Annotated in this window: 20 protein-coding genes; 9 read left to right on the forward strand and 11 right to left on the reverse strand. The window is 67.5% G+C overall.

Features of this window, described 5'->3' with window-relative positions:
- Positions 1-56 precede the first annotated feature (56 nt).
- Positions 57-668: a recombinase family protein gene (locus BUC15_RS10455; RefSeq protein WP_073187953.1), complete on the reverse strand. Its 612-nt coding sequence runs from the start codon at positions 666-668 to the stop codon at positions 57-59.
- A 374-nt stretch (positions 669-1,042) separates the two neighbouring features.
- Positions 1,043-4,054, reverse strand: a complete 3,012-nt coding sequence (locus BUC15_RS10465; protein WP_073187957.1) for a Tn3 family transposase — start codon at positions 4,052-4,054, stop codon at positions 1,043-1,045.
- Here BUC15_RS10465 and BUC15_RS10470 point away from each other — a divergent pair.
- From BUC15_RS10470 to BUC15_RS10485, 4 genes are read left to right on the forward strand one after another with little or no spacing between them, the layout of a single operon-like run.
- On the forward strand, positions 4,053-5,912 hold the full coding sequence (locus BUC15_RS10470; protein WP_073187959.1) for a beta-glucoside-specific PTS transporter subunit IIABC: 1,860 nt from the start codon (positions 4,053-4,055) through the stop codon (positions 5,910-5,912). The two genes, BUC15_RS10465 and BUC15_RS10470, sit on opposite strands and share 2 nt — an antisense overlap.
- 21 nt (positions 5,913-5,933) lie before the next feature.
- The gene (locus BUC15_RS10475) at positions 5,934-7,343 is read left to right on the forward strand and encodes a glycoside hydrolase family 1 protein (RefSeq protein ID WP_073187961.1); all 1,410 of its coding nucleotides are present in this window, start codon (positions 5,934-5,936) and stop codon (positions 7,341-7,343) included.
- Positions 7,344-7,373: 30 nt separating this feature from the next.
- A complete protein-coding gene (locus BUC15_RS10480) occupies positions 7,374-8,219 on the forward strand; it encodes a PRD domain-containing protein (protein WP_073187964.1) in 846 nt (281 codons plus the stop codon).
- A gap of 42 nt (positions 8,220-8,261) precedes the next feature.
- Positions 8,262-9,131 carry an exodeoxyribonuclease III gene (locus BUC15_RS10485; RefSeq protein WP_073187967.1) on the forward strand — a complete coding sequence of 290 codons (870 nt, stop codon included), beginning with the start codon at positions 8,262-8,264 and terminating at the stop codon, positions 9,129-9,131.
- 10 nt (positions 9,132-9,141) lie between these two features.
- Here BUC15_RS10485 and BUC15_RS10490 read toward each other — a convergent pair whose 3' ends face one another.
- The 3 genes from BUC15_RS10490 to BUC15_RS10500 are packed head-to-tail and all read right to left on the reverse strand — an operon-like array spanning position 9,142 to position 11,729.
- Positions 9,142-10,842 (reverse strand): DUF5671 domain-containing protein, encoded by a 1,701-nt coding sequence (locus BUC15_RS10490; protein WP_073187969.1) that lies wholly within the window; start codon positions 10,840-10,842, stop codon positions 9,142-9,144.
- A gap of 10 nt (positions 10,843-10,852) precedes the next feature.
- A complete protein-coding gene (locus tag BUC15_RS10495; protein WP_073187971.1) occupies positions 10,853-11,278 on the reverse strand; it encodes a hypothetical protein in 426 nt (141 codons plus the stop codon).
- A 52-nt stretch (positions 11,279-11,330) separates the two neighbouring features.
- Positions 11,331-11,729: a phage holin family protein gene (locus tag BUC15_RS10500; protein WP_073187973.1), complete on the reverse strand. Its 399-nt coding sequence runs from the start codon at positions 11,727-11,729 to the stop codon at positions 11,331-11,333.
- Positions 11,730-12,149: 420 nt separating this feature from the next.
- On the opposite strand from BUC15_RS10500, the gene BUC15_RS10505 reads away from it, so the two are divergent.
- Complete coding sequence (locus tag BUC15_RS10505) at positions 12,150-13,079, forward strand: alpha/beta hydrolase (protein WP_073187976.1); 930 nt, start codon at positions 12,150-12,152, stop codon at positions 13,077-13,079.
- Positions 13,080-13,209: 130 nt separating this feature from the next.
- Positions 13,210-14,163: an FKBP-type peptidyl-prolyl cis-trans isomerase gene (locus BUC15_RS10510; protein ID WP_084189510.1), complete on the forward strand. Its 954-nt coding sequence runs from the start codon at positions 13,210-13,212 to the stop codon at positions 14,161-14,163.
- Positions 14,164-14,252: 89 nt separating this feature from the next.
- Here BUC15_RS10510 and nhaA read toward each other — a convergent pair whose 3' ends face one another.
- Both nhaA and pdxR read right to left on the reverse strand, forming a co-directional pair.
- The gene (nhaA, locus tag BUC15_RS10515; RefSeq protein WP_073187997.1) at positions 14,253-15,488 is read right to left on the reverse strand and encodes a Na+/H+ antiporter NhaA; all 1,236 of its coding nucleotides are present in this window, start codon (positions 15,486-15,488) and stop codon (positions 14,253-14,255) included.
- Between the two features lie 97 nt (positions 15,489-15,585).
- Positions 15,586-16,995 carry a MocR-like pyridoxine biosynthesis transcription factor PdxR gene (pdxR, locus tag BUC15_RS10520; protein ID WP_073187979.1) on the reverse strand — a complete coding sequence of 470 codons (1,410 nt, stop codon included), beginning with the start codon at positions 16,993-16,995 and terminating at the stop codon, positions 15,586-15,588.
- A gap of 72 nt (positions 16,996-17,067) precedes the next feature.
- On the opposite strand from pdxR, the gene pdxS reads away from it, so the two are divergent.
- Complete coding sequence (gene pdxS / locus BUC15_RS10525) at positions 17,068-17,973, forward strand: pyridoxal 5'-phosphate synthase lyase subunit PdxS (protein ID WP_073187981.1); 906 nt, start codon at positions 17,068-17,070, stop codon at positions 17,971-17,973.
- Positions 17,970-18,587, forward strand: a complete 618-nt coding sequence (pdxT, locus tag BUC15_RS10530; protein ID WP_084189511.1) for a pyridoxal 5'-phosphate synthase glutaminase subunit PdxT — start codon at positions 17,970-17,972, stop codon at positions 18,585-18,587. Before pdxS ends, pdxT begins: the two co-directional genes overlap by 4 nt.
- Positions 18,588-18,642: 55 nt before the next feature.
- Here the strand turns inward: pdxT and BUC15_RS10535 are convergent, their stop codons facing one another.
- The 3 genes from BUC15_RS10535 to BUC15_RS10545 are packed head-to-tail and all read right to left on the reverse strand — an operon-like array spanning position 18,643 to position 22,615.
- Positions 18,643-19,263 carry a response regulator gene (locus BUC15_RS10535; protein WP_073187985.1) on the reverse strand — a complete coding sequence of 207 codons (621 nt, stop codon included), beginning with the start codon at positions 19,261-19,263 and terminating at the stop codon, positions 18,643-18,645.
- Entirely contained in the window at positions 19,260-20,507 is a 1,248-nt protein-coding gene (locus BUC15_RS10540) for a sensor histidine kinase (RefSeq protein ID WP_245787947.1), read from the reverse strand. Before BUC15_RS10540 ends, BUC15_RS10535 begins: the two co-directional genes overlap by 4 nt.
- Positions 20,504-22,615 carry an MMPL family transporter gene (locus BUC15_RS10545; RefSeq protein ID WP_084189512.1) on the reverse strand — a complete coding sequence of 704 codons (2,112 nt, stop codon included), beginning with the start codon at positions 22,613-22,615 and terminating at the stop codon, positions 20,504-20,506. Before BUC15_RS10545 ends, BUC15_RS10540 begins: the two co-directional genes overlap by 4 nt.
- Positions 22,616-22,653: 38 nt before the next feature.
- Here BUC15_RS10545 and BUC15_RS19930 point away from each other — a divergent pair, with 38 nt between their 5' ends.
- A complete protein-coding gene (locus BUC15_RS19930) occupies positions 22,654-22,905 on the forward strand; it encodes a Fic family protein (protein ID WP_073187987.1) in 252 nt (83 codons plus the stop codon).
- A gap of 14 nt (positions 22,906-22,919) precedes the next feature.
- Here BUC15_RS19930 and BUC15_RS19515 read toward each other — a convergent pair.
- On the reverse strand, positions 22,920-23,516 hold a 597-nt coding region (locus tag BUC15_RS19515; protein WP_217652203.1), incomplete at its 5' end, for a hypothetical protein.

The raw sequence follows: 23,516 nt of genomic DNA on the forward strand, positions 1-23,516 counted from the left end.
GCCGGGATCACTGGAAGAGCCAAGGCTAGACGGCGAGTTATTGTATTCCCTGGAGGCTATTTCTGGCTGAGTCTTTGCCCGTCGGCACGAAGTTCGCCGGTGGGTGATATGTGGCGGTAGAGGGTTTGGCGGCTGATGCCGAGTTCGGCACACAGCTCGCCGACATTGGTTTCAGGTTTACCCATGGAGGCGGCTGCCAGACGAAGTTTAGCCGGGGTCATTTTGTGGGGGCGGCCTCCTTTGCGTCCGCGTGCTCTGGCAGAGGCCAGGCCAGCGATGGTGCGCTCGGAGATGAGGGAGCGTTCGTATTCTGAGAGTGCGGCGAAGATGGCGAAGACGAGTTGCCCGGCTGGGGTGGTGGTGTCGATGGCTGCGCCTTGGCCGGTGAGGACTTTGAGTCCGGTACCGCGGTTGGTGAGGTCATGGACGGTGGTCACGAGGTGGTGGAGGTTTCGGCCGAGGCGGTCGAGTTTCCACACCACCAGGGTGTCCCCATCCCGCAGGGCTTTCAGGCATGCTGCGAGGCCGGGGCGATCGTCCTTGCTTCCGGAGGCGTGATCTTCGTACAGCTGCTCCTCGCCGACCCCGGCGGCCAGGAGCGCATCTTGTTGGAGGTCGACGCTTTGGGTGCCGTCGGCTTTGGACACCCGCATGTACCCGACCAGCATCCGCCGTCTCCTTGTCATTCATACGTTCGATTGTGTGACAGCACTCTTCGGCATTCAATACCGCCATGATCCTGTCACTTAACCCGTGTTGCAGACTACGTCACGTGAACGGTCTTTGCGCATTGTTGTGTGACAGTGTGTCGATGGGGATGCCGCGTTCGACGAAGTTGTCGAGGGCGCGTTCCACAGCTTGCGGTGATTTACAGCCGATCATGCTCATGCATCGCTACTCGGAACTGAAGCGGACATTGGCCACGGAACACACCACGGACCGTGAGGCGTACACCGCGGGGAAGGCGAGATTCGCCCGTAGTGTCCTCGATGAGCAGCCGAGCCCAGACCAGAGGTGAGAGCCGCCCCGTAGCCGGATCCCTTTACGGGCTCGGAATGGGGCTGGCTGGTGGGTCGTTCGGCGGGGTCGTTCGGATGTTCAGTCTGGCGGTCATGTCGAGTTTCACTTCGCCGTAGGGCAGCACGTGTTGCCAGAACAGCGGGGTGAGACCGCGGCGATCCTCGGCGGTGAGTACGTCGGCCCAGTCGTCTTCGGCGAGGATGTCTTGGAGCAGGAGGGTGTTTACGTAGACGAGTGCGGCTTGCAGGATCCGCAGGCACAGCACGGTCATCTCCTGCTCTTCCTTGCGGTTGGAGGCGATCTCACCGCCCTTGCCGTAGTAGATGACCGAGTTCGCGCCGTTGAAGGCCTCGACGACGTTGAGGCCCTCGGTGATCTCGCGTTGCAGCTCACGGCTGCGGAGATAGCGGGCAACGAAGATCGTGCGCTGCGCTCGGCCGACCTCGAGCATCGCCTGGTAAGTGGGATGGGACGCGGATCGGGTGAAGCGGCGCAGGATCGCTTCGGTCGAGGCGGTCCCTTGCCGGATAGCGGTGGCGTACTTGATCATCTGGTCGTAGTTCTCCTCGACCAGGTCCCAACGGATCGGGCGAGTCAGCGCCGGGGTCAGGTGCGGGTAGGCATCAGGTCGCCCGACAACCGGCCGGTACAGCCGGACCCGGTTGATCTGCTTGATCCGTGGCAGAAGGTCGAAGCCGAGCAGCCGGGTGATCCCGAACCCGATCTCGGACTGGCCGTGGGTGTCGACGTAGTTGCCCTCGACCTTCATCGTGGTGCCGTGCCGGATCGCACCCTCGACCATCGCGTGGACCTCGGACGCGGAGGCCCGCAGGGTCTGGGAGTGCACGACCATCGACCCGCGCTCGACGTGCCAGTAAATCAGGATGCCGCGGCCGCCATAGCGGGAGTGCCACTCGGTGAAGATGTTCTGGTCGTAGGAGCGGAAGTGGGTGGAGTCCGAGGCGACCGCCGTCGAGCCCTCCCCCCACACGGCCTGTTGCCGGGCCGCGAACGTGGCGTCGGCGATGCCGATCGCGACCGCCGCAGCAGTGTCGCGGGTCAGGTAGCGGCGCCGCACGTAGCGGATCTCGTCCTCGCTGTGTTCGTGGCCGCCGCCGGCGGCCACCGACCGGATACCGGTGTTGGTGCCGTATGCGTAGATGGCCAGCATCAGCCGCTCCGCCAGTACCTCGACCGGCAACGTGCCACCGCCTGCTACAGCGCTGATCTGGTTCAAGCAGCCGGTGCGCAGGACCGTCTCCTTGAGGATGTCGATCAGCGCGACTGTTCCCCAGCGCCGGCGTACCTCGCCCTTGATCCGTCGCAGGTTGCGCGGCTCAGGTGCCGCCTCGTACCTGGTCAGCGTGATCGCCCCGGAGGCGCGGTCGGTGATGTCCAACCAGTCCAGCGCCGGGATCGCGGCGTCGAGTTCGCCCAGCGCGGCCGTCATCTCATCGCGCAGGCTGTCGATGAATTCCGCGGGGTCCAACGGTTTGCGCAGCTCCTGGTAGTTCTCGGCTCTCCGGTCCTCGAAGTCGGCGGGCAGGTCCTCGTCGGGGTTGCGCCAGGAGTCGGCGCCAAGGACCCAGATTTCTTTGCACCGCAGCTGGTCTCGCAGCGCTTGGAACGTGACGACCTCGTACACCATCCGCGCGACACGCTGCCGGCCCTTCGTATCGATTCTGTAGACCAGCTCGGACCAGTCCCCTGTGGCGCCCCGATGCGCAGGCGCGTCCACCTCGAGTGGGTAGTAGGTCAGGTTGCCGGCCTTGGCGTAACGGCCGATCAGCGTCAACGCGTCGATCACCGGCCTGTGAGCGGTGTTGTTGCTTCGGAACTCCAACACCTCCAGCAACGCGATCAGTCCGCGCCGGTAGTGGCCGGTGTAGGAGGCCTTCAACGTGGTCTGCACGGTGCGCCGATAGACCGGGCCCTTGGTCTTGAACTCGTGAACCAGCTCCCGCAGCGTCTGCTCGCCGCCAGTCACCGCCGGGAAGACGACAGCCCGCACCGCATCGTCCGGCTTCTCCAGTGCTGCCTCGGCGATCGAGAAGAGGATGTTCTCCTTACCCGAGACCCGTTTGAACGCGTTGATCAGTTCATCGGTGACCCTGCGCTCGGCACGGGCGCCGATGCGGTGGACGGTGGCGATAAGCAACTCCACCAGCGTGTCGGTGATCTCCCGTTCCCGCTGATAGACCAGCGCGGCCAGCAACGTGAGAGTCAGCGGCTCGGGGTGCCGCCGCAGATGTGACGGCGCCTCGACGGCAGCCCTGGCCCGCCACCCGTCCAGCACCTTCGGCGCGGCGTCAGCGAACAGCCCGGCAGGTAGACCGATCGCGCGGACTGCCTCCAGCTTGCTGATCTCGGTCATCATCGACTCAAGGCTCACATTTCCCGGCATCGACTTGATCAACCCCAGCGCTGTCTCCGAACCTTGAGTTCCATCCGGGTCACCGCCGTCATCGACCTCAGCTTCGGCGTCGATGAGGCACAGGAGGCGAGCACTGACCAAGGGGTTCAGGCTGGCCGAGATCCGCAGAGTCCATTCCTGCTCGGCGGTGCGCAACGCCGAACGCACCATCCGCAGGACCCGTCCAGGCGTAGGCGGCTCGAGCTGTTCCACCCGGAACTGCGCGAGCAACTCTTCACGGACCCGATCAGGCCGGCGCTCGGCGTGGGCCACGTTGGCGGCCAGCCATGCCGTCAGCTTCTCCTGGTCGCGGATTGTGGCGACCCGGAATCCCAGATGAGCACGGATTTGGCTGCGGTGGTACTCGATCGTGCTGCCGGACCACTCATAGGAGCCAAAGTCCGCTGCGGACACGCCCACTTGGCGGGCCACGAATCCGACCACGGCATCCGACACCTCTGCGGAGCTGCGCGGAAACCGGCCGTGTCGGCTGAAGTGCTTAAGCAGCAGCGCGAACCCCAAGGCTGTGGCGCCTCGCCTGCCCTCCAGCAGGACACGATCCTCATCGAGCAAGGTCCAGAACTCGACCAACTCGCCTACATCGTCCGACAGATGCTCCATGACCAACAATCATGGCCGTCCCATTGGGGCTGGTGACAGCACCGTTACCAACACCCCCACCAGGCTGAGGTTGGACCTGAAGGACGACGCGAGGGCGGATGAGGCTGCGGTGAAGGCACTGCCCGGTGTGATCGCCGTGGTGAAGGCCGGGGGCCAGTTCCAGGTGGTCATCGGCAACGACGTGCCTCTGGTGCACGCCGAGGTTGTCTCGGCGATGGAGAAGGGCGGCGTGCAGCCAACGGAGGATACCGGGGAGAAGAGGAAGCGCAGCCCGCTGGACGCCTTCATCGAACTGGTCAGCGCCATCATCCATCCGATCCTGTGGCCGCTCGCCGGGGCGGGGCTCTTCAAGGCCTTCCTTCAGATGTTCGTCACCTTCGGCTGGTTGAGCACCGAAACCACCGAGTATGTCGTCCTGAACGCGGCCTCCGACTCGCTGCTCTACTTCCTGCCCGTCCTGCTCGCCATCCCGGCCGCGAAACGGTTCAAGGCCAACCAGTACACCGCCGTGGCCATCGCCGGGGCACTGGTCTATCCGTCGTTGGTGAACCTCGCCAACACCGACGGGCTCACCCTGTTCGGGATACCGCTGCTGCTGATGAACTACACCAGTTCACTGATCCCGATCATCGTGGCCGTCTGGTTGCAGGGCTACCTTGAACGCTTCCTCAACAAGTACCTCCCCAGCGCCATCCGCAACTTCACCACCCCGCTGCTCGTCCTTCTGATCATGGTCCCCGTGGTGCTGCTCTCCGTCGGCCCCATCACCATGATCATCGCAGGCGGCATCGGCGACGGCGTGACCTGGCTGTTCGCTGCCGCCCCCTGGGCCGCCGGTGCGATCATGGGTGGTCTGTGGCAGGTCTTCGTCATCTTCGGGCTCCACTGGGGCCTCGTCCCGATCATGCTTGAGCAGCTCGCCGACGGCTTCTCGATTCTCGCGGGCCCGGTGCTCGGTGCCGTGCTCGCCCAGTCTGCGGCGACCCTTGCGGTCTTCCTCCGGACGCGCGATGCCGCCATGAAGGAGCTCGCCGGGCCAGCCGCCCTCTCCGCCTTCCTCGCCGGCATCACCGAGCCCGCGATGTACGGTGTGAACCTGCCTCGTCGTCTGCCGCTGTACTTCGGCATCGTGGGCGGCGCGATCGGTGGCATCTTCGCAGGCATCGCCGGCGCCGGTACCACGGCGTTCGTGTTCCCCTCCCTCATCGGTATCCCGGCCTACCTGAGCACCCCCAGCCTGCCGCTGCTCTTCATCGGCGTTGGAATCGCCGTGGCCGTATCGTTCCTGCTCACCTTCTTCTGGGGCGTACGAGACCCGAAGACGCCAGATTCGGCCGAGACGCAACCGGCCCCGGAGGAGCCTGAGGTTGCTGAGCCTGTCCCGCCGATCGTTGCCGAGGACGTCACCGAAGTCATGGTCGGAGCCCCGGTCGCGGGCCACCTCGTGCCGATGGCAGAGATCGCCGACGCGGTGTTCGCCTCCGGTGCCATGGGCACCGCGGTGGGCATCGTGCCCTCCAACGGGACGATCGTCGCCCCAGTCGCAGGCAAGGTGGTCGCCGCCATGCCCTCCGGACATGCCTACGGCATCAAGGGAGCCAACGGCGTCGAGGTCCTCGTCCACATCGGCATCGACACCGTGAACATGAAGGGCGAGGGCTTCACCCCGATGGTTGCCAAGGGTGACGTGGTTGAGGCCGGTCAGGTGCTCGCCGAGGTCGACCTGGACGCCATCCGGGCCGCCGGATACGACACCACGACCATCATCGTGGTCACCAACACACCGAAGCAGAAGTCGGTAGAGGCCGCCACCGGAGACGTGGCAGCCAACGAACCCGCGCTGCTCGTACGACGCTGACAAACGGAAGGAATACCCATAATGACAACGACTTTCGCCGAGGGATTCCTCTGGGGCGGCGCGACGGCCGCCAACCAGATCGAAGGCTCCTACCTGACCGACGGCAAACTCCCGTCCATCCAGGACGTGATGCCCCAGGGGATCAAGGCCCCTCCGACCGACGAACCCACCCCCGACAACCTAAAGCTCGACGGGATCGACTTCTACCATCGCTACGAGAGCGACCTCGACCTGTTCGCCGAGATGGGCTTCAGCGTCTTCCGCTTTTCGATCGCCTGGAGCCGGATCTTTCCCAACGGGGACGAGGAGACCCCGAACGAGGCCGGCCTAGCGTTCTACGACCGGCTGATCGACGCGACGCTGGCCAGGGGCATGCAGCCGCTGGTGACGCTCAGCCACTACGAGACCCCGCTGCATCTGGCCAAGACCTACGACGGTTGGGTCGACCGGCGGATGATCGGTTTCTACGAGCGCTACGCCCGCACCTGTTTCGAGCGCTTCGGCGACCGGGTCCGGTACTGGCTGACGTTCAACGAGATCAACTCGGTGCTACACGAACCGCTGCTCTCAGGAGGCATCTGGACCCCGAAGGATCAGCTGAGCAAGAGGGATCTTTACCAGGCGATCCACCACGAACTGGTCGCATCGGCGTCCGCTACCCGGATCGCACACGAGATCGATCCGGGGCTGAAGGTCGGCTGCATGATCATCGCGATGCCCACCTACCCACTGACGCCCGACCCGGCCGACGTGTGGGAGGCCAAGTGCATCGAGCGCGAGAACTATGCCTTCGCAGATGTTCACTGCCGGGGGGTCTACCCGGGCTACCTCCAGCGCACCCTGCGTGACCTTGGCGTCGAACTCGACATCACGGAAGAGGACCGGGAGACGCTGAAGCACACCGTCGACTTCGTGTCGTTCAGCTACTACATGAGCATCTGCGCCTCGGCCGATCCTGACAGGCAGATAAAGGGCGAGGGCAACCTGATGGGCGGCATCGCCAACCCAACCCTCAAGTCGTCCGAGTGGGGCTGGCAGATCGACCCCGCGGGGCTGCGCACCGTCCTAAACGACTACTGGGACCGGTGGAACAAGCCGCTGTTCATCGTCGAGAACGGGCTGGGAGCGAAGGATCAACTGGTCGAGGTCGACGGTGAGCTGACGGTCGTCGACGACTACCGTATCGACTACCTGCAGGCCCACCTGCGCGCCGCCCGTGACGCCGTCGAGGACGGGGTCGAGCTGTGGGGCTACACCTGGTGGGGCCCGATCGATGTGGTCAGTGCATCAACGGCACAGATGTCGAAGCGCTACGGTTTCATTTATGTCGACCGTAACGATGACGGCTCTGGCACCCTGGAGCGCCACCGCAAGAAGTCCTTCGCCGCCTACCGAGACATCATCGCCTCAAACGGAGCGTCGCTCGGCTGACGCACCGTCGTCGACGGCGAGGGTGACGACATGAGGGTCACCACGGTCTTCAACAACAACGTCGTCCTCGCCGTCGACGAGCTCGGCCGCGACGTCGTGCTGACCGTCCGCGGCGTCGGCTTCCAGCAGCGACGCGGTGGAGCGGTCGACCCCGAGCTGGTCCAGCGCGTCTTCGTGCCGGCCGACAACCCCGCCTCGGTCGGGCAGATGATCGCAGCCGTTCCCCCTGAGCGGTTCGCCCTCATCAACGAGCTGTTCGCCCAGGCCGTCGCCTCCCTCGGGGCGCGGCTGCCACCGTTGGCTCTGATCGCGGCCGTGGACCACATCCACCAGGCCATCGAGCGGGTCGGGCGGGGCGAGATCATGGAATATCCGCTGCGCGCCGAGGTCGCCTACCTACACCCCGAGGAGTTGCGGGTCGCCGAAGAACTGGTACGTCGCCTCAACGACGAGCTTGGCCCGAAACTCCCGGAGGGAGAGGCCTTCGCGCTGGCGATGCACCTCTTCCACGCCGTCACCGGGACGGCGAACATGGAGGAGACCTTCGTCCATTCGGGCCTGATCCGGCAGGTCTTCGACCTGGTCGCGCAGGTTTACGGGCCGGAGTTCGACTCGAACTCCATCGATGCGGCCCGCTTTGCCACACACCTCAGGTACTTCTTCGTGCGGGCTCGAGGGGACCGGCAGTTGGAGGCGGAGACCGGTGGGATCGGGGCCGAGTTGGCGGCCCAGAACCCAGGGGCGTACCGACTGGCCGAGCGGATCCAGGCGCTGCTCGAGTTGCGCCTCGGCAGCCCCGTTTCGGCCGACGAGGTGGGCTACCTCACGCTGCACGTCGCACGGCTCGAAATGGGAATGCGTAGGGCCGCCCGCTGAGCGGGCATCGGGGGAGCGCTCGAACCCGGTAGCCTCGACGACGTGAGGATCGCCACCTGGAACGTCAACTCAGCCAAGCAACGGATGCCGCGGCTGCTGCCCTGGCTTCAGCAGCGCCGCCCGGACATCGTGTGTCTACAGGAGACGAAGCTCACGGACGCGGCGTTTCACGACCTGTTCGACTCCCCGCTTGCCGAGCTTGGCTACGAGGTGGCCCACCACGGGCAGGGCGGGTACAACGGGGTGGCGCTGCTTTCCCGCGTCGGCCTTGACGATGTTGAGGCGGGTTTCACCGGCCAGCCCGACTACGACGGTAGGGCCGAGGCGAGGGCAGTCAGCGCCACCTGCGGCGGCGTCCGCGTGCATTCCCTGTACGTGCCGAACGGGCGGGAGGTCGGATCACCTCACTACCAGTACAAGCTGGCGTGGCTGGACGCACTGGCCGTGGCCGTCGCTGCGGGGCCCGCCGAAGTCGCGCTCTGCGGCGACATCAACGTCGCCCCTGCCGACATCGATCTGTTCGACCCGGCTGCCTTCGAGGGCCACACACACGTGACCGAAGCGGAGCGTCAACGCTTGGGGGCATTCGGTCTCATCGATGTCGTGCGCGCCCGCTGGCCGGAGCATGACAGCGTCTACTCCTACTGGGACTACCGGGCAGGCATGTTCCACCAGGACTACGGCATGCGGATCGACCTGGTCCTCGCCTCCGGAAGCGTCGCCGACCGGGTCGCCGCGGCCTGGGTGGACCGTGCCGCTCGGAAGGGGCGGCTGCCCAGCGACCACGCGCCCGTCATCGTCGACCTAGACGTCGCTTTGGACGGCGACATCGGCCCGATCGTGCCCCCACCTTCCAAACCTGGACGACGCGCCGGCAGTGGCAAGGTGAAGCTTCCGCACGCGGTCGATTGACGCTCCATGCTCAGCGGGCTACGACGATGACACCTGGTCCGTCCGGGCCGGAAAGGACCAACAGGTCGTGACCCTCGTGGCCCTCGATGGCCGTGAGTACCGAATCCTGATCCCAGCCGCCCGCGCCGTCGAGGCGGGTCCAGGATTCGACCCGTGCCCCGGTGGCACGGGCGATGTCCTGGGCCAACTCGTCGGCGGGAGCACCGACCAGGACGACCGAGCGTGGGCCGCGGGGCGCCTCGGGCTTGGCAACCGATCGGTCCTGCCTGAACACCGACCAGTGGTACGCGGACACGGCGGCGGCAGCCACCAGGGTGCCCAGCCCGTAGCGCATGGACCTGAGCGTGGCGAGCCCGACCTGCCCGTTGACGGCGTCCTGGAGGAACGTGTAGGCCACAAGCACCAGAGCACCGACGGCCACCACGCCGACCACCCCGAACAACACCACAAGGTAGATGCGACGGGTCAACGACGAGACTTCTGTCGGAGCATCACCCTCGACGGCGCGTCGGATGCGTTTCCAGAACACCCACCACACGGGTACACCGACGAGAAGTAACGTGACTGCGGCAAGCAGGGTGTTCATCGTCGTCAGGCCGATGTCGATGCCTGGGGTGATCGATTCGATGAAGGCCACGAGGACGGTGCCGACCCCGGTAGCTGCCGCCGTCAGCGCGATGCCCGACACGAGATACTCATAGATGCGAGGCACCTCACTGCGGGCCATGTCGTCTTCGAGCAGGGCGCGGTGGTACCACCACAGCAACGCGCCAACCACCAGCATCCCGACGTCGTAGGTCGTGTCGCCGAAGAACTGAGGGGCGTATCGGCTTGCCGGGTCCCCGATGAACCACACGAGCACGGTCCACAGGATCCGGCTGGCCGCCACCAGCCACAGAACCAGCCCACCGCCGACGCCGAACACCAGCACATACACCAGCCGGAGGTTGCCGGTTCGCAGCGGATTGGCGGCTGTCAGCCAGTAGCGCACCCACACCAGAACCCCCGCGACAAGGGTGCCTACCGCGGCGGCCAGCGGATACGTCGTCGTGATGAAGGCGTCCTGCCTGACGATGACGTCCAGCGATGCCCCGATCGTCCTGTACAGGCCGACCGAGGCAACCACGAGGCCCACGAAGGAACCCAGGAACAGGTGTGGGGCGTTGCGTTCCCCCAGGCTGCGGCGGGCCACGATCCAGTGCGTCAGCCACACGGCGCCCCAGACCACGAAACCGACCGCGTCCCCGGCATCGAAATCGCGTCCGGGTCCCAGCAACCGTGCGAGCAGCCCCGAAAGCGACCAAGTGGCCAGCAGCATTGCCGTGAGCGGGGTGATCGTCAGGTAGATGGCATACAGGTGAGAGTCGTTCTCGGCGGGGTCGCGGCGGCGCCCACGCCTGGTGACAAGGGCGATGGTTGCCGCAGCGGGCGCCCCGACCAGGACGAAGGCCAGCGACCGGGCAACCCCACCGCCGGTGACGTACCAGTCGTCGGGTCGTCCCTGGAACAGCCAGGTGAGCACCTCTGTCGTCCCCACCGCGGCCAGGATCAGCACCGCGTACAGCAACCCGTACTGGAAGAACCGGCGGAAGGTGCCCGCGTCGACCGCCGGCCTGCCAGAGGAGAGACGGCGCATCCCCGCGATGGCCATCACCCACATACCGATGACCAGGACTGGGATCAGGAAGCCGAAGATCGTGGCGAGACTCATGCTGAAGTCCTCACTTGCAGGCGAAGACGGGCCAGGGTTCGCCGGTGATCAACCAGCCGGAACCGTTCCGGATCAACTCGAACGTCTCCTCATGCTCGTAGAGGTCGAAAGGTCCTCCACTGCCCTCGGTGATGTCCACGACGACGGTCGCCGCGTCGCCAGTCGTCTTTATCGAAGCCACGGACAGCGAGGCTGGAGGGGTTTGGTAGAAGTCCGGCAGGGGAGCCGAGCACTCCAGGCTGGGGTCCAGCAGCTTGATCATGGTGGCGTCATCGTCCTCGGCCACCGCCAGCAGATACAGCAGCACCGTGCCTTCTGGGGTCGCCGGGTCAGGAGCAGGGGAGCGTCGGTTCGTCGCCAACACCCAGGCGGTGATGGTCAGCACCGCGACCAGCCCTGCCACCACCGCCAACACCACCGAGGGACGCGTCCGCATGCGGCGATTGTGCCAGCAACGCCCGCGTCAGGCAGGCGAAGCCTCCGACCCGTCAGTTTGAGGTGTTGGACTGCCTGGCCTTGACGCGCCGCTTGGCCCACCACGCCATCACCAACCAGCCACCGATCGCGGTGATGATCCAGACGAGAAGGGTTGCCAGCACCCAGTCCATGAATCCCGAGATGGCCAACCCGCCGCTGATGAGCGTGGCGATGAACAGCGCAAGAACGGTTGAGAGGAGCCCGACGCCCCCGATTGCGGCCGGGGCGTATCTGTGAGCCATTTTGAACACGAAAGGCGCAAGGATCGCATTGGCGACGACGAAGACCGCCACCGCCGTGATCAGGCCGGCCGCCCGGATGGTGACGCCCTCGATCAGCAACCCGATCAGTAAGAGGGCCAGGGTGGCGGTGATCAGGTTGACGATGATCTGCACGAAGAATCGGATCATTGCTCGCACCTTTCAGATCGGACGGCGCCGCAACCGGGACGATTGCTGCGCCGACCTGCGACGATACCGGCGAGTCTAGGACACGTTGGTTGCCCGCCGGAAGGCGACGAACGGGCCGACCGGCTGAACGAGCCCAGCGGGAGAGGCGGATGTCCCGGCCAGCAGGGGATGAACACGATCACGAGGATCCACGCGATCGCGGTGCTCGGCTTCCGACGCAACGAGATCACGATGGCCGCCGCCAAACCAACAACGATGTGCAGGACAAGTGGTAGGAAACCAACGAGCTCCGTCATTGGGGCCCTCTTCCGGTCGGGACTCGCTGCAAACAGTAGACGGAGGCGCGTCGACGGCGACATCCTCCCGATACGGAGACGATAGGTTTGGTCCGGCTTGGCGGACGCGTTCGGAGGAGAACCAGTGGAGATTTCGCGGGTGCATCCGCAGCTGCGGGCGATGGCGCGCTGGGTGCCGCGGGTCAATCCGGGGGGCTGGGCGGTACGCAACCTGGCCCGCGCGGGCAGCCGGCATCTCGTCCCCCGTGCGAGGGTGGCAGGCGTCACGATCCGCAACGTCTCCTCTGGTGCGGCCCGCGTGCGGCTCTACACGCCTGAGGTGACGGGCGGGGCGGCGCTGCTCTGGATCCACGGTGGTGGGATGGTGATCGGCGCGCCCCGTCAGGACGACCGGTTCTGCGCCGAGACGGCCTCACAGCTGGGCGTGGTCGTGGCGTCTGTCGACTACCGGCTGGCGCCCGAGAATCCCCACCCGACCCCTTCGGAGGACTGCCTGGCTGTCTGGTCCTGGTTGCAGGCCGGCGCCGCCAGCCAGGGCATCGACCCGGACCGGATCGCCGTCGGCGGTGCGAGCGCCGGGGGAGGGCTCGCGGCCAGCGTCGTCAACACCCTGCACGATGACGGAGGCGCGCAACCGGCGGCGCAGTGGCTGGTGTATCCGATGCTTGACGACCGCACCGCGGCCAGAACCGAACTCGACGCCGTCTCCCACTTCGTCTGGGACAACTCCGCCAACCGTGCCGGATGGGCGGCGCTGCTTCGCGGCATCTCCTCGCCGGGGGCCGATGGCGTCCCCGTGGATGCCGCCCCGGCACGGCGTGCAGACCTCGCCGGTTTGCCGCAGACCTGGATCGGGGTCGGCGACATCGACCTGTTCCACGACGAGGCCAGGTGCTATGCGCAACGCCTGGTCGCAGCCGGAGTCCCCACCCTGCTCGATGTCGTGCCGGGAGCGCCCCACGGGTTCGAGAGTCTGGCTCCCCACGTGCCGGTGGCGCGCGCGTTCCTGGGCCGCGCCCGGGAATGGCTGGCGCGAGCCATCGCGCCCCGCTGACTCGTCACCCGCACAGGCTCCCCACAGGCACGGCCGCTACGGTGGAGGGTGTGGAGCCCCCCGAACCTTGGTCTGGGGCCCGCCAAAGCAATCCCCAAGCGGTGCTTCGCCGCAGAGAGTCTCTTTCCTGATGAAGTTGAAAGCCCTGGCCATCGGCACTCTGGCCCTCATCCTTCCGCTGACCGCCTGCTCCGGCAACGGCGACGATGCCGCCACCGGATCGTCCGCCTCGGCGAGCGCGTCCGCATCGGCGAGCGGCGAGGCAACCGCCGCGCCGACCGTCGACCGCGATCCCGCAGGCGACCTGCCCACGATCACGTTCGGAGACGACGGCCTCCCGACGATGGCGACCATCGAGGCCGACCCGCCGACCGAGATCAGCGTCAAGACGCTCACGGAGGGAGACGGCGAGACCGTCGGGGACGGGGCCCACGTCACCGTCAACTACGCGGGCTTCCTGTGGTCGGACGGCTCACAATTCGACTCTTCATACGGGGGTGAGGAGGCCAGCTTCACCCTCGCGCAGGTCGTCCCAGGCTGGCGCTACGGCCTCGTCGGCACCAAGGTGGGCGACCGCGTCCAGGTCGTGGTACCGCCCGAGTACGGCTACGGGGACAACGAGACCGAGGCCATCCCCGCGGGGTCGACGCTGGTGTTCGTCATCGACATCATCGACGTGCTCAACATCAACACCGATGCGCTGAACGACGCCACCGCCACCGACGCCGCCATTCCCGAGGGCCTCACCATCGAAGGGGAGATCGGTGCCGAGCCGACCATGACCTTCGCCGACGGCGCTGCGGCCCCCACGGAAGTTGAGACCATCGTCCTGGCCGAAGGGACCGGCGCCGCGGTCACCGACACCGACACCCTCGTCTATCACGTCACCGGCTCCGACTGGGGCGGCGAGTCCTCCACGACCTGGCCCGACCAGTTCCAGCAGGTCTCCTCCGGTGGCGGCGAGCAGACCGTCGGCACGAAGGTCGGCAGCCGTATCCTGTTGGTGTACCCGGCAGACGAGGCGAGTGGTACGGGCGCGCAGGTGCTCGTCCTCGACCTGCTGGCCGTCATCCCCGCAGAGTAGGACCCGTTCGCCGGGCACCGGCCGGATCAATCCGGTCGGTGCCCGGCGATCCCTATCGAAGTGATTCCTTGAACGGGGCCGTGCTGGGCTCAGGCGATGCGGTCGGTGTCCACATCCGTCACGCCGTCCAGGTTCATGTCGTCCGAACGCGGCCTGCGGGCGGCCCAACGCAGCGCGACCCCGCCAAGCACCGCGGACCCGACCGAACCCGCCAACACCGCGACCTTTGCGGCGGCGGCCATGTCCCCGGCAGGGAAGGACAACTCGGCGATCAGCAGCGAGACCGTGAACCCGATTCCGGTGAGCAGGCCGACAGGAAACAGATCCCGTAGGCCGATAGCGTCGGGCAGACGCAACGGCGTCAGGCGCGTGACCAGGGCGGTCGTGCCGAGAACGCCGACCACCTTGCCCACCATCAGGCCGGCGATGATCGCCAGGAACACCGGCTGACGCAGCACCGCCAGCGGCCCCGCTCCGTCGACCAGCGACACCCCTGCTGAAAAGAATGCGAAGATGGGCACCACGATCGCCGCGGAGACCGGTTGCACGGCTGCGGTGAACCGGTGGACGCGCGACCCCTTCTCGCCATGGACGGGTCGGGCAGGCACGGCGAGCCCTAGCAGGACGCCCGCGATTGTGGCATGCACACCCGATGCGTGCATGAAGCCCCAGGCCAGCAGCCCGAGCGGGATCAACAGCCACCACCGCAACCGTGGCAGCCGCACCAGCAGCGCAAATCCGGCCACGCAGCCGAGCGCCACGAGCAGCCACGCCGGCGTCAACGACTCGGTGTAGAACGCGGCAATCACGATGATGGCCAGCAGGTCGTCCACCACGGCGAGCGTCAGCAGGAACACGCGCAGGGCCCGTGGCAGACCCCGTCCGAAGATCGCCAGGACCGCCAGCGCGAAGGCGATGTCCGTCGCGGTCGGGATCGCCCACCCGCGCAGCGCCTCCGTGGCGCCGGTTGCCGCGATGACGCCGACGAACACCAAGGCAGGCGTGACCATGCCACCGACGGCGGCCAGGACCGGAACGGCAGCCTGCCTCGGGTTCCGCAGGCTGCCGAGAACGATCTCATACTTCAACTCGAGGCCGACCACGAGGAAAAAGACCGCCAACAGCCCGTCCGCGGCCCAACTCGAGAGACTCAGGTCGAGGTGCAGGGCCGCCGGGCCGACAGTGAGCTCGGACAGGTTCACATAGACGTGTCGCCAGGGAGAGTTGGCCCAGAGGAGCCCGATGACGGCGGCGCCCATCAGGAGGAGCCCTGCGACGCTGTCGCTTGCGACGAGTGCGCGTAGGCGTGTCGTTCTGGTGGTCATGGTTCGCCTTTCGGAGCCGAACCCGCCGATCCGGCGGGTGCCGACCAGACTTCCCGGCACGCCTCCCACAGTGTAGCCGCGCCCCGGCCGCCGGGACTCACTCTTCCGCGTCGTGGGTTGCGCAGAGATCGCGGATCAGCGCTAGCCCCCGTTCGAGTTCGGCTTCGGTTACCGCGCCGAACCCGAACACGATGCCGGCGTTGCCCGCGCCCGACCAGTATCGGGACAGGGGACTGACTCGGACCCCAGCTGAAGCCAGTTGTTCTACGATCCGAGACTCGTCGTGGGACGTCTCCACCACCGCGTGGAGTCCTCCGTCCATCGGGTGCACCCGGATGCCAGGGACGCCTGAAAGGGCACCCACCACCTTTGCCCGGCGCCGCCGGTAGAGCTGGCGCATCCGCTGGGTGTGGAGCCGGAGGGCACCGCTCGTGAGGTAGCCGGCGACCGCCCGTTGGGCGACCAGCCCGACGGGCTGGCCCAGGTCGGCGCGCGTCTCGGCCACGACCGGCACCAGTCGTGCCGGCAGCGTCAGGAACCCGATGGCGAGGGCCGGGGTCAGCGTCTTGGACAAGGTGCCCAGCAACACCACCCTGCCCGCGTCCGGGTCGTCCAGCGAGGTGAGGGTCGGAAGCGGATGGGACGTGTAACGCAACTCCGAGTCGTAGTCGTCTTCCACCACCACGACGTCATGCCCCGCGGCCCATTCCAGCAGCGCCTGGCGCCGGTCCATCGGGAGCGAGCCGCCCAGCGGGTACTGGTGGCTGGGTGTGACCAGCAGAAGATCCGGGGCGTCGTGCCCCGTCGGTAGGTCGGCGACCCTCAGACCGTGTTCGTCGACAGGCAACGGCACGACCGTGGCGCCGTGGCGCGCCGGGACGCGGCGCAGCGACGGGTAGCCAGGCTCCTCAACCCCAACCGTCAGCGGTTTCGATCTCCCACCGCTGAGGGCCAGCAGCAGCAGCGCGAGGCCTTCGCGGCCACCCGCGGTCACGGCGATCTGTGCCGGGTCGCGCACGAGGCCCCGCATGCGTCGCAGGTGCTCGGCCCAGGCGGCCCGCACCGTTGCCAGGCCCAGGTGAGGGATCGGAGCGTCCACCGCGCCGACCGAGGCCTGCCGCCAGGCCGACTTCCAGGCGGGGCCGACGACGCCGGTGGTCGAGGGTCTGCCGGGCCTCAGGTCGATGCCTTCGGATGGGCCTGCCTGGGCAGGGGACGGCAGTTGCCTGCTCGGCGGATGGACCTGCAGCAGTAGGGGATTCACCACGGTCGACTTGCCGGCCGCCGAGCTCAGGTATCCCTCGGCGAGCAGCTGGTCATAGCAGGCCACCACGGATCCCCGCGAGATCCCGAGGTGCTCGGCGAGCGCGCGGCTGGATGGGAGACGGTCGCCGGGGGCGAGTACCCTCTCGCCGATCAACCGACGCAGTTCGGCCGCGATCTGGACCGGCAGGGCGCCGTCGCCGTCCAGCTTCAGAGGCAGGGTCACTTCGGGAGAGGTGCGCACCCGCCCAGGATACTGGTTCAGAGATAGTCGGATAGTTCTGGATCTGGCAGCAGACCAGTAAAGGGTTGCAGGATGGGGCCCATGACAAATCTGACCGGATCCCCACTGGTGAAACGCGGCCTGGCCGACATGCTGAAGGGGGGCGTGATCATGGACGTGGTCACCCCCGAACAGGCCCGAATCGCCGAGGATGCGGGCGCCGTCGCGGTGATGGCGCTGGAACGCGTGCCGGCCGACATCCGGGCCCAGGGCGGCGTCGCGAGGATGAGCGACCCCGACCTGATCTCCGGGATCATCGAGACTGTGTCGATCCCCGTCATGGCAAAGGCCAGGATCGGGCATTTCGTCGAGGCGCAGGTGCTTCAGCACCTGGAGGTGGACTACATCGACGAGTCCGAGGTGCTTTCGCCAGCCGACTACTCGCACCACATCGACAAGCACGCCTTCACCGTGCCGTTCGTGTGTGGGGCGACCAACCTCGGTGAGGCGCTGCGCCGGATCGCCGAAGGGGCCGCGATGATCCGGTCGAAGGGCGAGGCGGGCACCGGAGACGTGTCCGAGGCCACGAAGCACATCCGGACGATCCGGCACGAGATCGCGGTGTTGAAGGCCACCTTCGAGTCCAACCCGGATGAGTTGTTCGTCGCCGCGAAGGAGCTGCAGGCGCCATACGAGATCGTCCGTGAGGTCGCGGAGACCGGGGAACTGCCCGTCGTGCTGTTCACGGCCGGGGGCGTCGCGACCCCTGCCGACGCGGCACTGATGATGCAGCTCGGTTCGCAGGGCGTGTTCGTCGGCTCGGGCATCTTCCGCTCCGGCAACCCCGCGGCCAGGGCGGCCGCCATCGTCAAGGCGACTGCGCTCTTCTCGGATGCCGGGGCGATCTGCGACGCCTCCCGGGGCATCGGCGAGGCGATGGTGGGCATCAACGTCTCAGACGTGCCGACGCCCCATCGGCTGGCCGAGCGCGGCTGGTGAGCACGCCCACCGTCGGGGTGCTGGCGCTGCAGGGCGGGGTGCGCGAGCACGTCCGGCTGCTTGAGGGGTTGGGTGCCCGGGTGGTGCAGTTGAGGACGCCGTCCGATCTGGTCGGCCCCGACGGGCCGCGGGTCGACGGCGTGGTGCTGCCCGGGGGTGAGTCGTCGACCATCGACCGCCTGCTCAGGATGGTCGGTCTGGCGGAACCGCTCGGAGCCGTGGTCCGTGAAGGGCTGCCGTGTCTCGGCACCTGCGCTGGCCTGGTGTTGCTGGCCCGACGGATCGTCGACCCGGCCCCTGGGCAGCAGAGCCTCGGGTTGCTCGACGTCACGGTGCGGCGCAACGCCTTCGGCCCCCAGGTCGCCTCGGCGGAGGTCACGTTGGAAACCAGCCTCGGCCCGGCGCGGGTCGCGTTCATCAGGGCGCCCAGGGTCGAGGTGGTCGGGCCTGGGGTGGACGTGATCGCACGCCACGGCGGGGTGGCCGGCGTGCGACGGGGACGGATCACCGGCATCGCGTTCCATCCCGAACTGACCGGTGAGCCGCTGTTCCACCGCCGGTTGCTTGCCGACATCGCAGACAGAGTCCGAGAAAGTGCGGCCAGAGAGGCCTGATCGTCCTTTGTAGTGGTTTGCAGCCCGTCTCGACGCACATTTGCGTCGGGTTGCCCTATAAAAGGCCCGTCTCGCGGGCGAGGTGGACGGCGCGGGAGCGGCTGTCGACGTCGAGCTTGGTGAAGATGTGCGCAAGGTGGCTCTTCACCGTCGCCTCGGTGACGAACAACGAACGCGCGATCTCCCGGTTGCTCTGGCCCTCGGCCAACAGCCGCAGCACCTCGACTTCCCGCTCGGTGAGCCGCGGACGGGGGCTGCGCATCCCCGCGAGGACCCGGGCGGTCAGTTCCGGGGTGAGGAAGGTCTCGCCGGCGGCCGCCTGCAGGATGGCCCGGACGATGACTTCGGGCGCGACGTCTTTGAGCAGATAGCCCGATGCGCCGGCCTCGATCGCTCCGAGCACCTCTGCGTCGCGGTCGAAGGTCGTGAGGATCAACACCGCCGGGGGAGGGACCAGCGAGCGCAGCGCCCTGGTCGCCTCGATGCCGTCGATCCCAGCACCCAGCCGCAGGTCACACAGCACGACGGCCGGGCGCAGCCTCGCTGCGAGGTCGATCGCTTCTTCACCTGTGGCTGCATCCCCGACCACCTGTACGTCCGGATGGCCCTCCAGGACGGCCCGCAAGCCGCTGCGCACGACGGGATGATCGTCGACGATGAGCACGGTGGCGGTCATCGGTTCTCCTCTCTGCGATGGACCGGTAGGTGGGCGGAGATCGCGGTGCCGTCGCCCGGCGCGCTCTCCACATCCAGCCCGCCGCCGAGCTCGCGTAGCCGGTCGCGCATGAACCGTAGCCCGAAGCTCGACGTCGTGGCCTGGGCCGGGGAATCCCAGTCGGAGAGGTCGAAGCCGACCCCGTCGTCGATGATGTCGAGCCGCACCTGGTCGTCTGCGTCGATGAGGCTCATCACCACCCGGGTGGCCCCGGAATGACGTCGAACGTTGCCGAGGGCCGATTGGGCGATCCGGAGGAGGGCGACCTCGACGTCCGTCGGCAGGATCGGCAGCGTCGGGTCGACCTGCAGCGAGACCTCGACCCCGCTTTCGTCATGGAGCCGCCCCAGCTGGCGCCGGAGCGCGGCGGTGAGCGCGTCGTCCTCCAACTCCGCAGGGGCCAGGGCGGCGACGATCCTGCGCACGTCGGCGATCCCATCACCGCTGAGGGACTCGATCTGGCTGAGCGTCCTTGCCGTGGACAGTTCCCCGGTCTCACTGGCCTGGGCGTGGGCCAGGAGCCGGATGGACGAAAGCGACTGGGCGACGGTGTCGTGGAGGTCGCGGGAGATGCGGGTCCGTTCGGCGATCGCCCCGGAGTGCCGCTGGGCCTCGGCCAGTTCATCCTGCAGTTCGGCGGTCTCGGCCTGCGCGCGGGTGAGCGACTCGACGAGCCGTTCCCGCTCGGCTGCCTCCCGGAGCAGCTGGAGGTAGCCCCTCGAGATGCCGTAGGCGAAGACGCCGCCGACCAGCGGCCCGAACACGTTTGCATACGTGGTGGTGCCGTGCTGCACGATCGGCGCGACGATCACCACGGCCAGCACCACCGCAAAGAGAACCAGGCCCTTGCCGAGCGGTAGAAGATGTCCGGCCAGCAGCCAGAGCAGGAACGCCACCCAGACGAACTCGGCCGAGACGGCGGTCGCGATGACCCACAACAGCAGGAACCCGAGGAGCCACCACACCACGAACCGATGCTGGCCCTTTCGCGCCAGCAGGATGGACCCACCCGTGTGCCAGGCAAGGACGGCGACCCCGACGCCGATCGCGAGCGGGGCCGGCGTCGAGTCGCCGATGGCGCGGATGACGCCGATCCAGATCAGGACCACCGCCATGACGTGCTGGCCCACCTCCATGGCGCGCACCGCAGCCGGGACAGGCCCAGGCTGGTCGGTGCGCGTCAGGGGTGCGTTCACGAGGCTCACACGGTCAATTCTGCCCGCTGGGGCTCCCGGGCCGCAGAATCCTGCTCGACGACGGGCGTGGCGCTTCCCAGCTTGCCCGGCAGCCAGATCCGATCTCCCAGCAGGGCGAAGATCGCGGGGATGATCACCGTGCGCACGATCAGGGTGTCGACAAGGACCCCGATGCCCACGATGATTCCGAGTTGCCCGAGCGTGACGAGCGGGAGCACCCCGAGCGCCGCGAACACCCCGGCAAGAACGATGCCTGCGCTGGTGATCACACCGCCGGTGTGGGCGACCGCTTCCACCATGCCCTGCCTGGTGCCGAGCGTGGCGGCCTCCGCCTTTGCCCGATGCACCAGGAAGATGGTGTAGTCGATCCCGAGGGCCACCAGGAAGAGGAAGGCCAGCAGCGGCACCTGAAGGTCCAGGGCAGGCTGGCCGAACAGCACCCGGCTCAGCCAGGAACCCGCCCCGATCGCGGCGACCGCACTGGTGAGATTGACGAGCAACAACAACACCGGCGCGACCAGCGAGCGCAGCAGCACGACCAGCACCAGGAACGTCACTGCCAACACCAGGGGTGCGATCAGTGCGAGGTCGCGTGCGTTGCCGTCGCGGGCATCCAGGTCCGTGGCGACGACCCCGCCCACCAGCGCGTCCGCGCCGTCGACGGCGTGAACCGCCTCGCGGAGTTGACCGATCTGGGCGAGGCTCTCCTCGGTGCTGGGAGCGAACTCGCTTGTCACCATGATCTTGGTGAGGTCGCCGTCAACGCTCTCACCGACCGGGTGGGCACGCACGACGCCGTCGACGCCGTCGACCGCGGTGAGCACCTCTCCGACCGCGGCACTATCGGCCACGATGAAGATGGGCTGCGCCTCACCCGCGGGGAAGTGGGCGGAGAGCACCTCGAACCCTGCGGCCGACTCGGACTGCACCCGGAACTTCTCGATCTGGTCGAGGCCGACGGAGGCGCCGAACAGGCCGGTCGCCATCACACCGAGCAGCGCGAGCCCACCGAGCAGACTCGCGGCCGGACGCCGCACGACGCGGGAGGCGATCCCGCGCCAGACCCGGCCCTGTGCGGTGGGGGAAGCGGGGTGCGGGATGAACGGCCAGAACACCTTGCGTCCGCACACCGCAAGGGCGGGAGGCAGCACGAGCGCGACGGCCGCGAGGGCGATGACAAGCCCGATCGCAGATGAGACCCCCAATCCGTGCGTGCCGGGGATGACGGCCAGCACGAGGGTCAGCAGGGCGAGCACGACCGTCACGTTGGACGCGACGATCGCGGGCATCGACTTGCGACAGGCCGTGCTGAGGGCCGCCCGATGATCGAAGTTGACGGCGAGTTCCTCGCGGTAGCGGGAGATGAACAGGAGCGCGTAGTTGGTGCCTGCACCGAAGACGAGCACGCTGATGATGCCGCCGTCGAACTGGAGGTCCCAGGCGCTGGCTGCGGCCGCGGTCACCCGCCCGGCGAGCCCGTCTGCGATGGCCACGACCGCGAGGGGCACGAGCCACAGCACAGGGGAGCGGTACGTGGCGATCAGGAGGACCGCGACGATCAGGATGGTCACCAGCAGCAGGGTGAAGTCGGCCCCCTCGAACGACGAGGCGACGTCGGCGCCGAAGGCGGGGCCGCCGGTCACCTGAACCACGAGCCCGACCGGCTGATTGGCGTTGATCTCTGAGCGCAACTCCTCGATCAGCACCGAGGTGTCGGTGTTGCTTTCCCCGACCTTGATGGGGGTGACGATCACCGCGGCCTCACCGTCCTCGCTGACCATGGGCTCCGACGGGTCTCCGTCGGCCAGTGGAGCGAGCACCGGCAGCAGGCCGTTGAGGGCCCCGAGGTCGCCCGTCGAGAGTCGAGCGCCGTCCTCGCGGGAGGCCACGACCTGCACCGACTGTCGGTCCGCATTCGGGAAACCCTGCATGGCCTCGGTGACCTGCACCGATTCGGATGACGGGGGCGCCGACTCGTTGCGCGGTGGTGCGGCGGTGCCGCTGAGGGCTCCGAAGAGCAGGGTGACGACGACCAGGGCGATCCCGATCGCCACCCAGGCGCCTCGGCGTGAGGTCAGGACATCCGACAGGTGGCGTCGGTTCAGGGAGTTCTGCATACCCCCAAGCACACCAATCAGAGGCCACATGGGGCATCGTGAAGGCGGTTGAATCCGGCATCATCCGAAAGGTTGACGCCGGTGGTGAGGACATGACGGCGATCCATGCACACATCCTCCAGGACGTGTATGAGTGGGCCGGTCTGGAGCGGACCGCGCCGGTGGGGCAGTTCATGACCAAGGGCGGACACGCCTATTGCGGGGCGGGGCCGGCACTCTGCGCCCGTGGCTGTCTCAGGCACAGGAAAGCGGCGGAGCCCGAGGGCGCCGCCGCTTTCTCTGCGCGGTGATTCAGAGCGTCAGATCAGCGGTCCCTGAACATGACGACGTTGTTGAAGACCCACTTGTTCTCCTGAGAGAAGGTGTAGCCTCCACCCGGCTTCGCCGTGGCGGCGAACACCGTCGTCCATGTGAACGAGCGGCAGGCGCCACGCCCGGTGGCCGCCGTGTCGCACTCGGTGTACCACCTGCGGCCATCGGCAGCCGTCCAGGACGTCTGCTTGCCGAGGTTGTTGTTGGCCCACTGCGCCCTGGTCATGTAGGGCAGGTAGGTCATGTTGTTGAACGCCCAACCCTGACGCACCTGGAAGCCGTTAGCCGTCTGGATGACGACGGTGGCCCAGATGTCCGTGCGGCACCGGAAGGTCTGCGAGTACGGCTGGCAGGTGGTGGTCCACTGCCTCCCGTTGATGGAATGCAGGCCGGGGAGCGTGTACGGAGCCGAGGGCGTGAACCCAGGCGTCGGTGTGGGGGTCGGCGTGGGGGTCGGCGTCGGTGTGGGGGTCGGCGTCGGTGTGGGGGTCGGCGTCGGTGTGGGGGTCGGCGTCGGTGTGGGAGTCGGCGTCGGTGTGGGAGTCGGCGTCGGTGTGGGAGTCGGCGTCGGTGTGGGAGTCGGCGTCGG

This window comes from Tessaracoccus bendigoensis DSM 12906 (assembly GCF_900141915.1).
Classification (GTDB): Bacteria; Actinomycetota; Actinomycetes; order Propionibacteriales; family Propionibacteriaceae; genus Arachnia; species Arachnia bendigoensis.

Excerpts from the sequence above, each read along its gene's own strand:
- BUC15_RS10455 (WP_073187953.1), bottom strand. The coding sequence starts at position 668 with ATGCTGGTCGGGTACATGCGGGTGTCCAAAGCCGACGGCACCCAAAGC.
- BUC15_RS10470 (WP_073187959.1), top strand. The coding sequence starts at position 4,053 with ATGACCAACAATCATGGCCGTCCCATTGGGGCTGGTGACAGCACCGTT.
- BUC15_RS10465 (WP_073187957.1), bottom strand. The coding sequence starts at position 4,054 with ATGGAGCATCTGTCGGACGATGTAGGCGAGTTGGTCGAGTTCTGGACC.
- BUC15_RS10475 (WP_073187961.1), top strand. The coding sequence starts at position 5,934 with ATGACAACGACTTTCGCCGAGGGATTCCTCTGGGGCGGCGCGACGGCC.
- BUC15_RS10480 (WP_073187964.1), top strand. The coding sequence starts at position 7,374 with ATGAGGGTCACCACGGTCTTCAACAACAACGTCGTCCTCGCCGTCGAC.
- BUC15_RS10490 (WP_073187969.1), bottom strand. The coding sequence starts at position 10,842 with ATGAGTCTCGCCACGATCTTCGGCTTCCTGATCCCAGTCCTGGTCATC.
- BUC15_RS10495 (WP_073187971.1), bottom strand. The coding sequence starts at position 11,278 with ATGCGGACGCGTCCCTCGGTGGTGTTGGCGGTGGTGGCAGGGCTGGTC.
- BUC15_RS10500 (WP_073187973.1), bottom strand. The coding sequence starts at position 11,729 with ATGATCCGATTCTTCGTGCAGATCATCGTCAACCTGATCACCGCCACC.
- BUC15_RS10510 (WP_084189510.1), top strand. The coding sequence starts at position 13,210 with ATGAAGTTGAAAGCCCTGGCCATCGGCACTCTGGCCCTCATCCTTCCG.
- nhaA (WP_073187997.1), bottom strand. The coding sequence starts at position 15,488 with ATGACCACCAGAACGACACGCCTACGCGCACTCGTCGCAAGCGACAGC.
- pdxS (WP_073187981.1), top strand. The coding sequence starts at position 17,068 with ATGGGGCCCATGACAAATCTGACCGGATCCCCACTGGTGAAACGCGGC.
- BUC15_RS10535 (WP_073187985.1), bottom strand. The coding sequence starts at position 19,263 with ATGACCGCCACCGTGCTCATCGTCGACGATCATCCCGTCGTGCGCAGC.
- BUC15_RS10545 (WP_084189512.1), bottom strand. The coding sequence starts at position 22,615 with ATGCAGAACTCCCTGAACCGACGCCACCTGTCGGATGTCCTGACCTCA.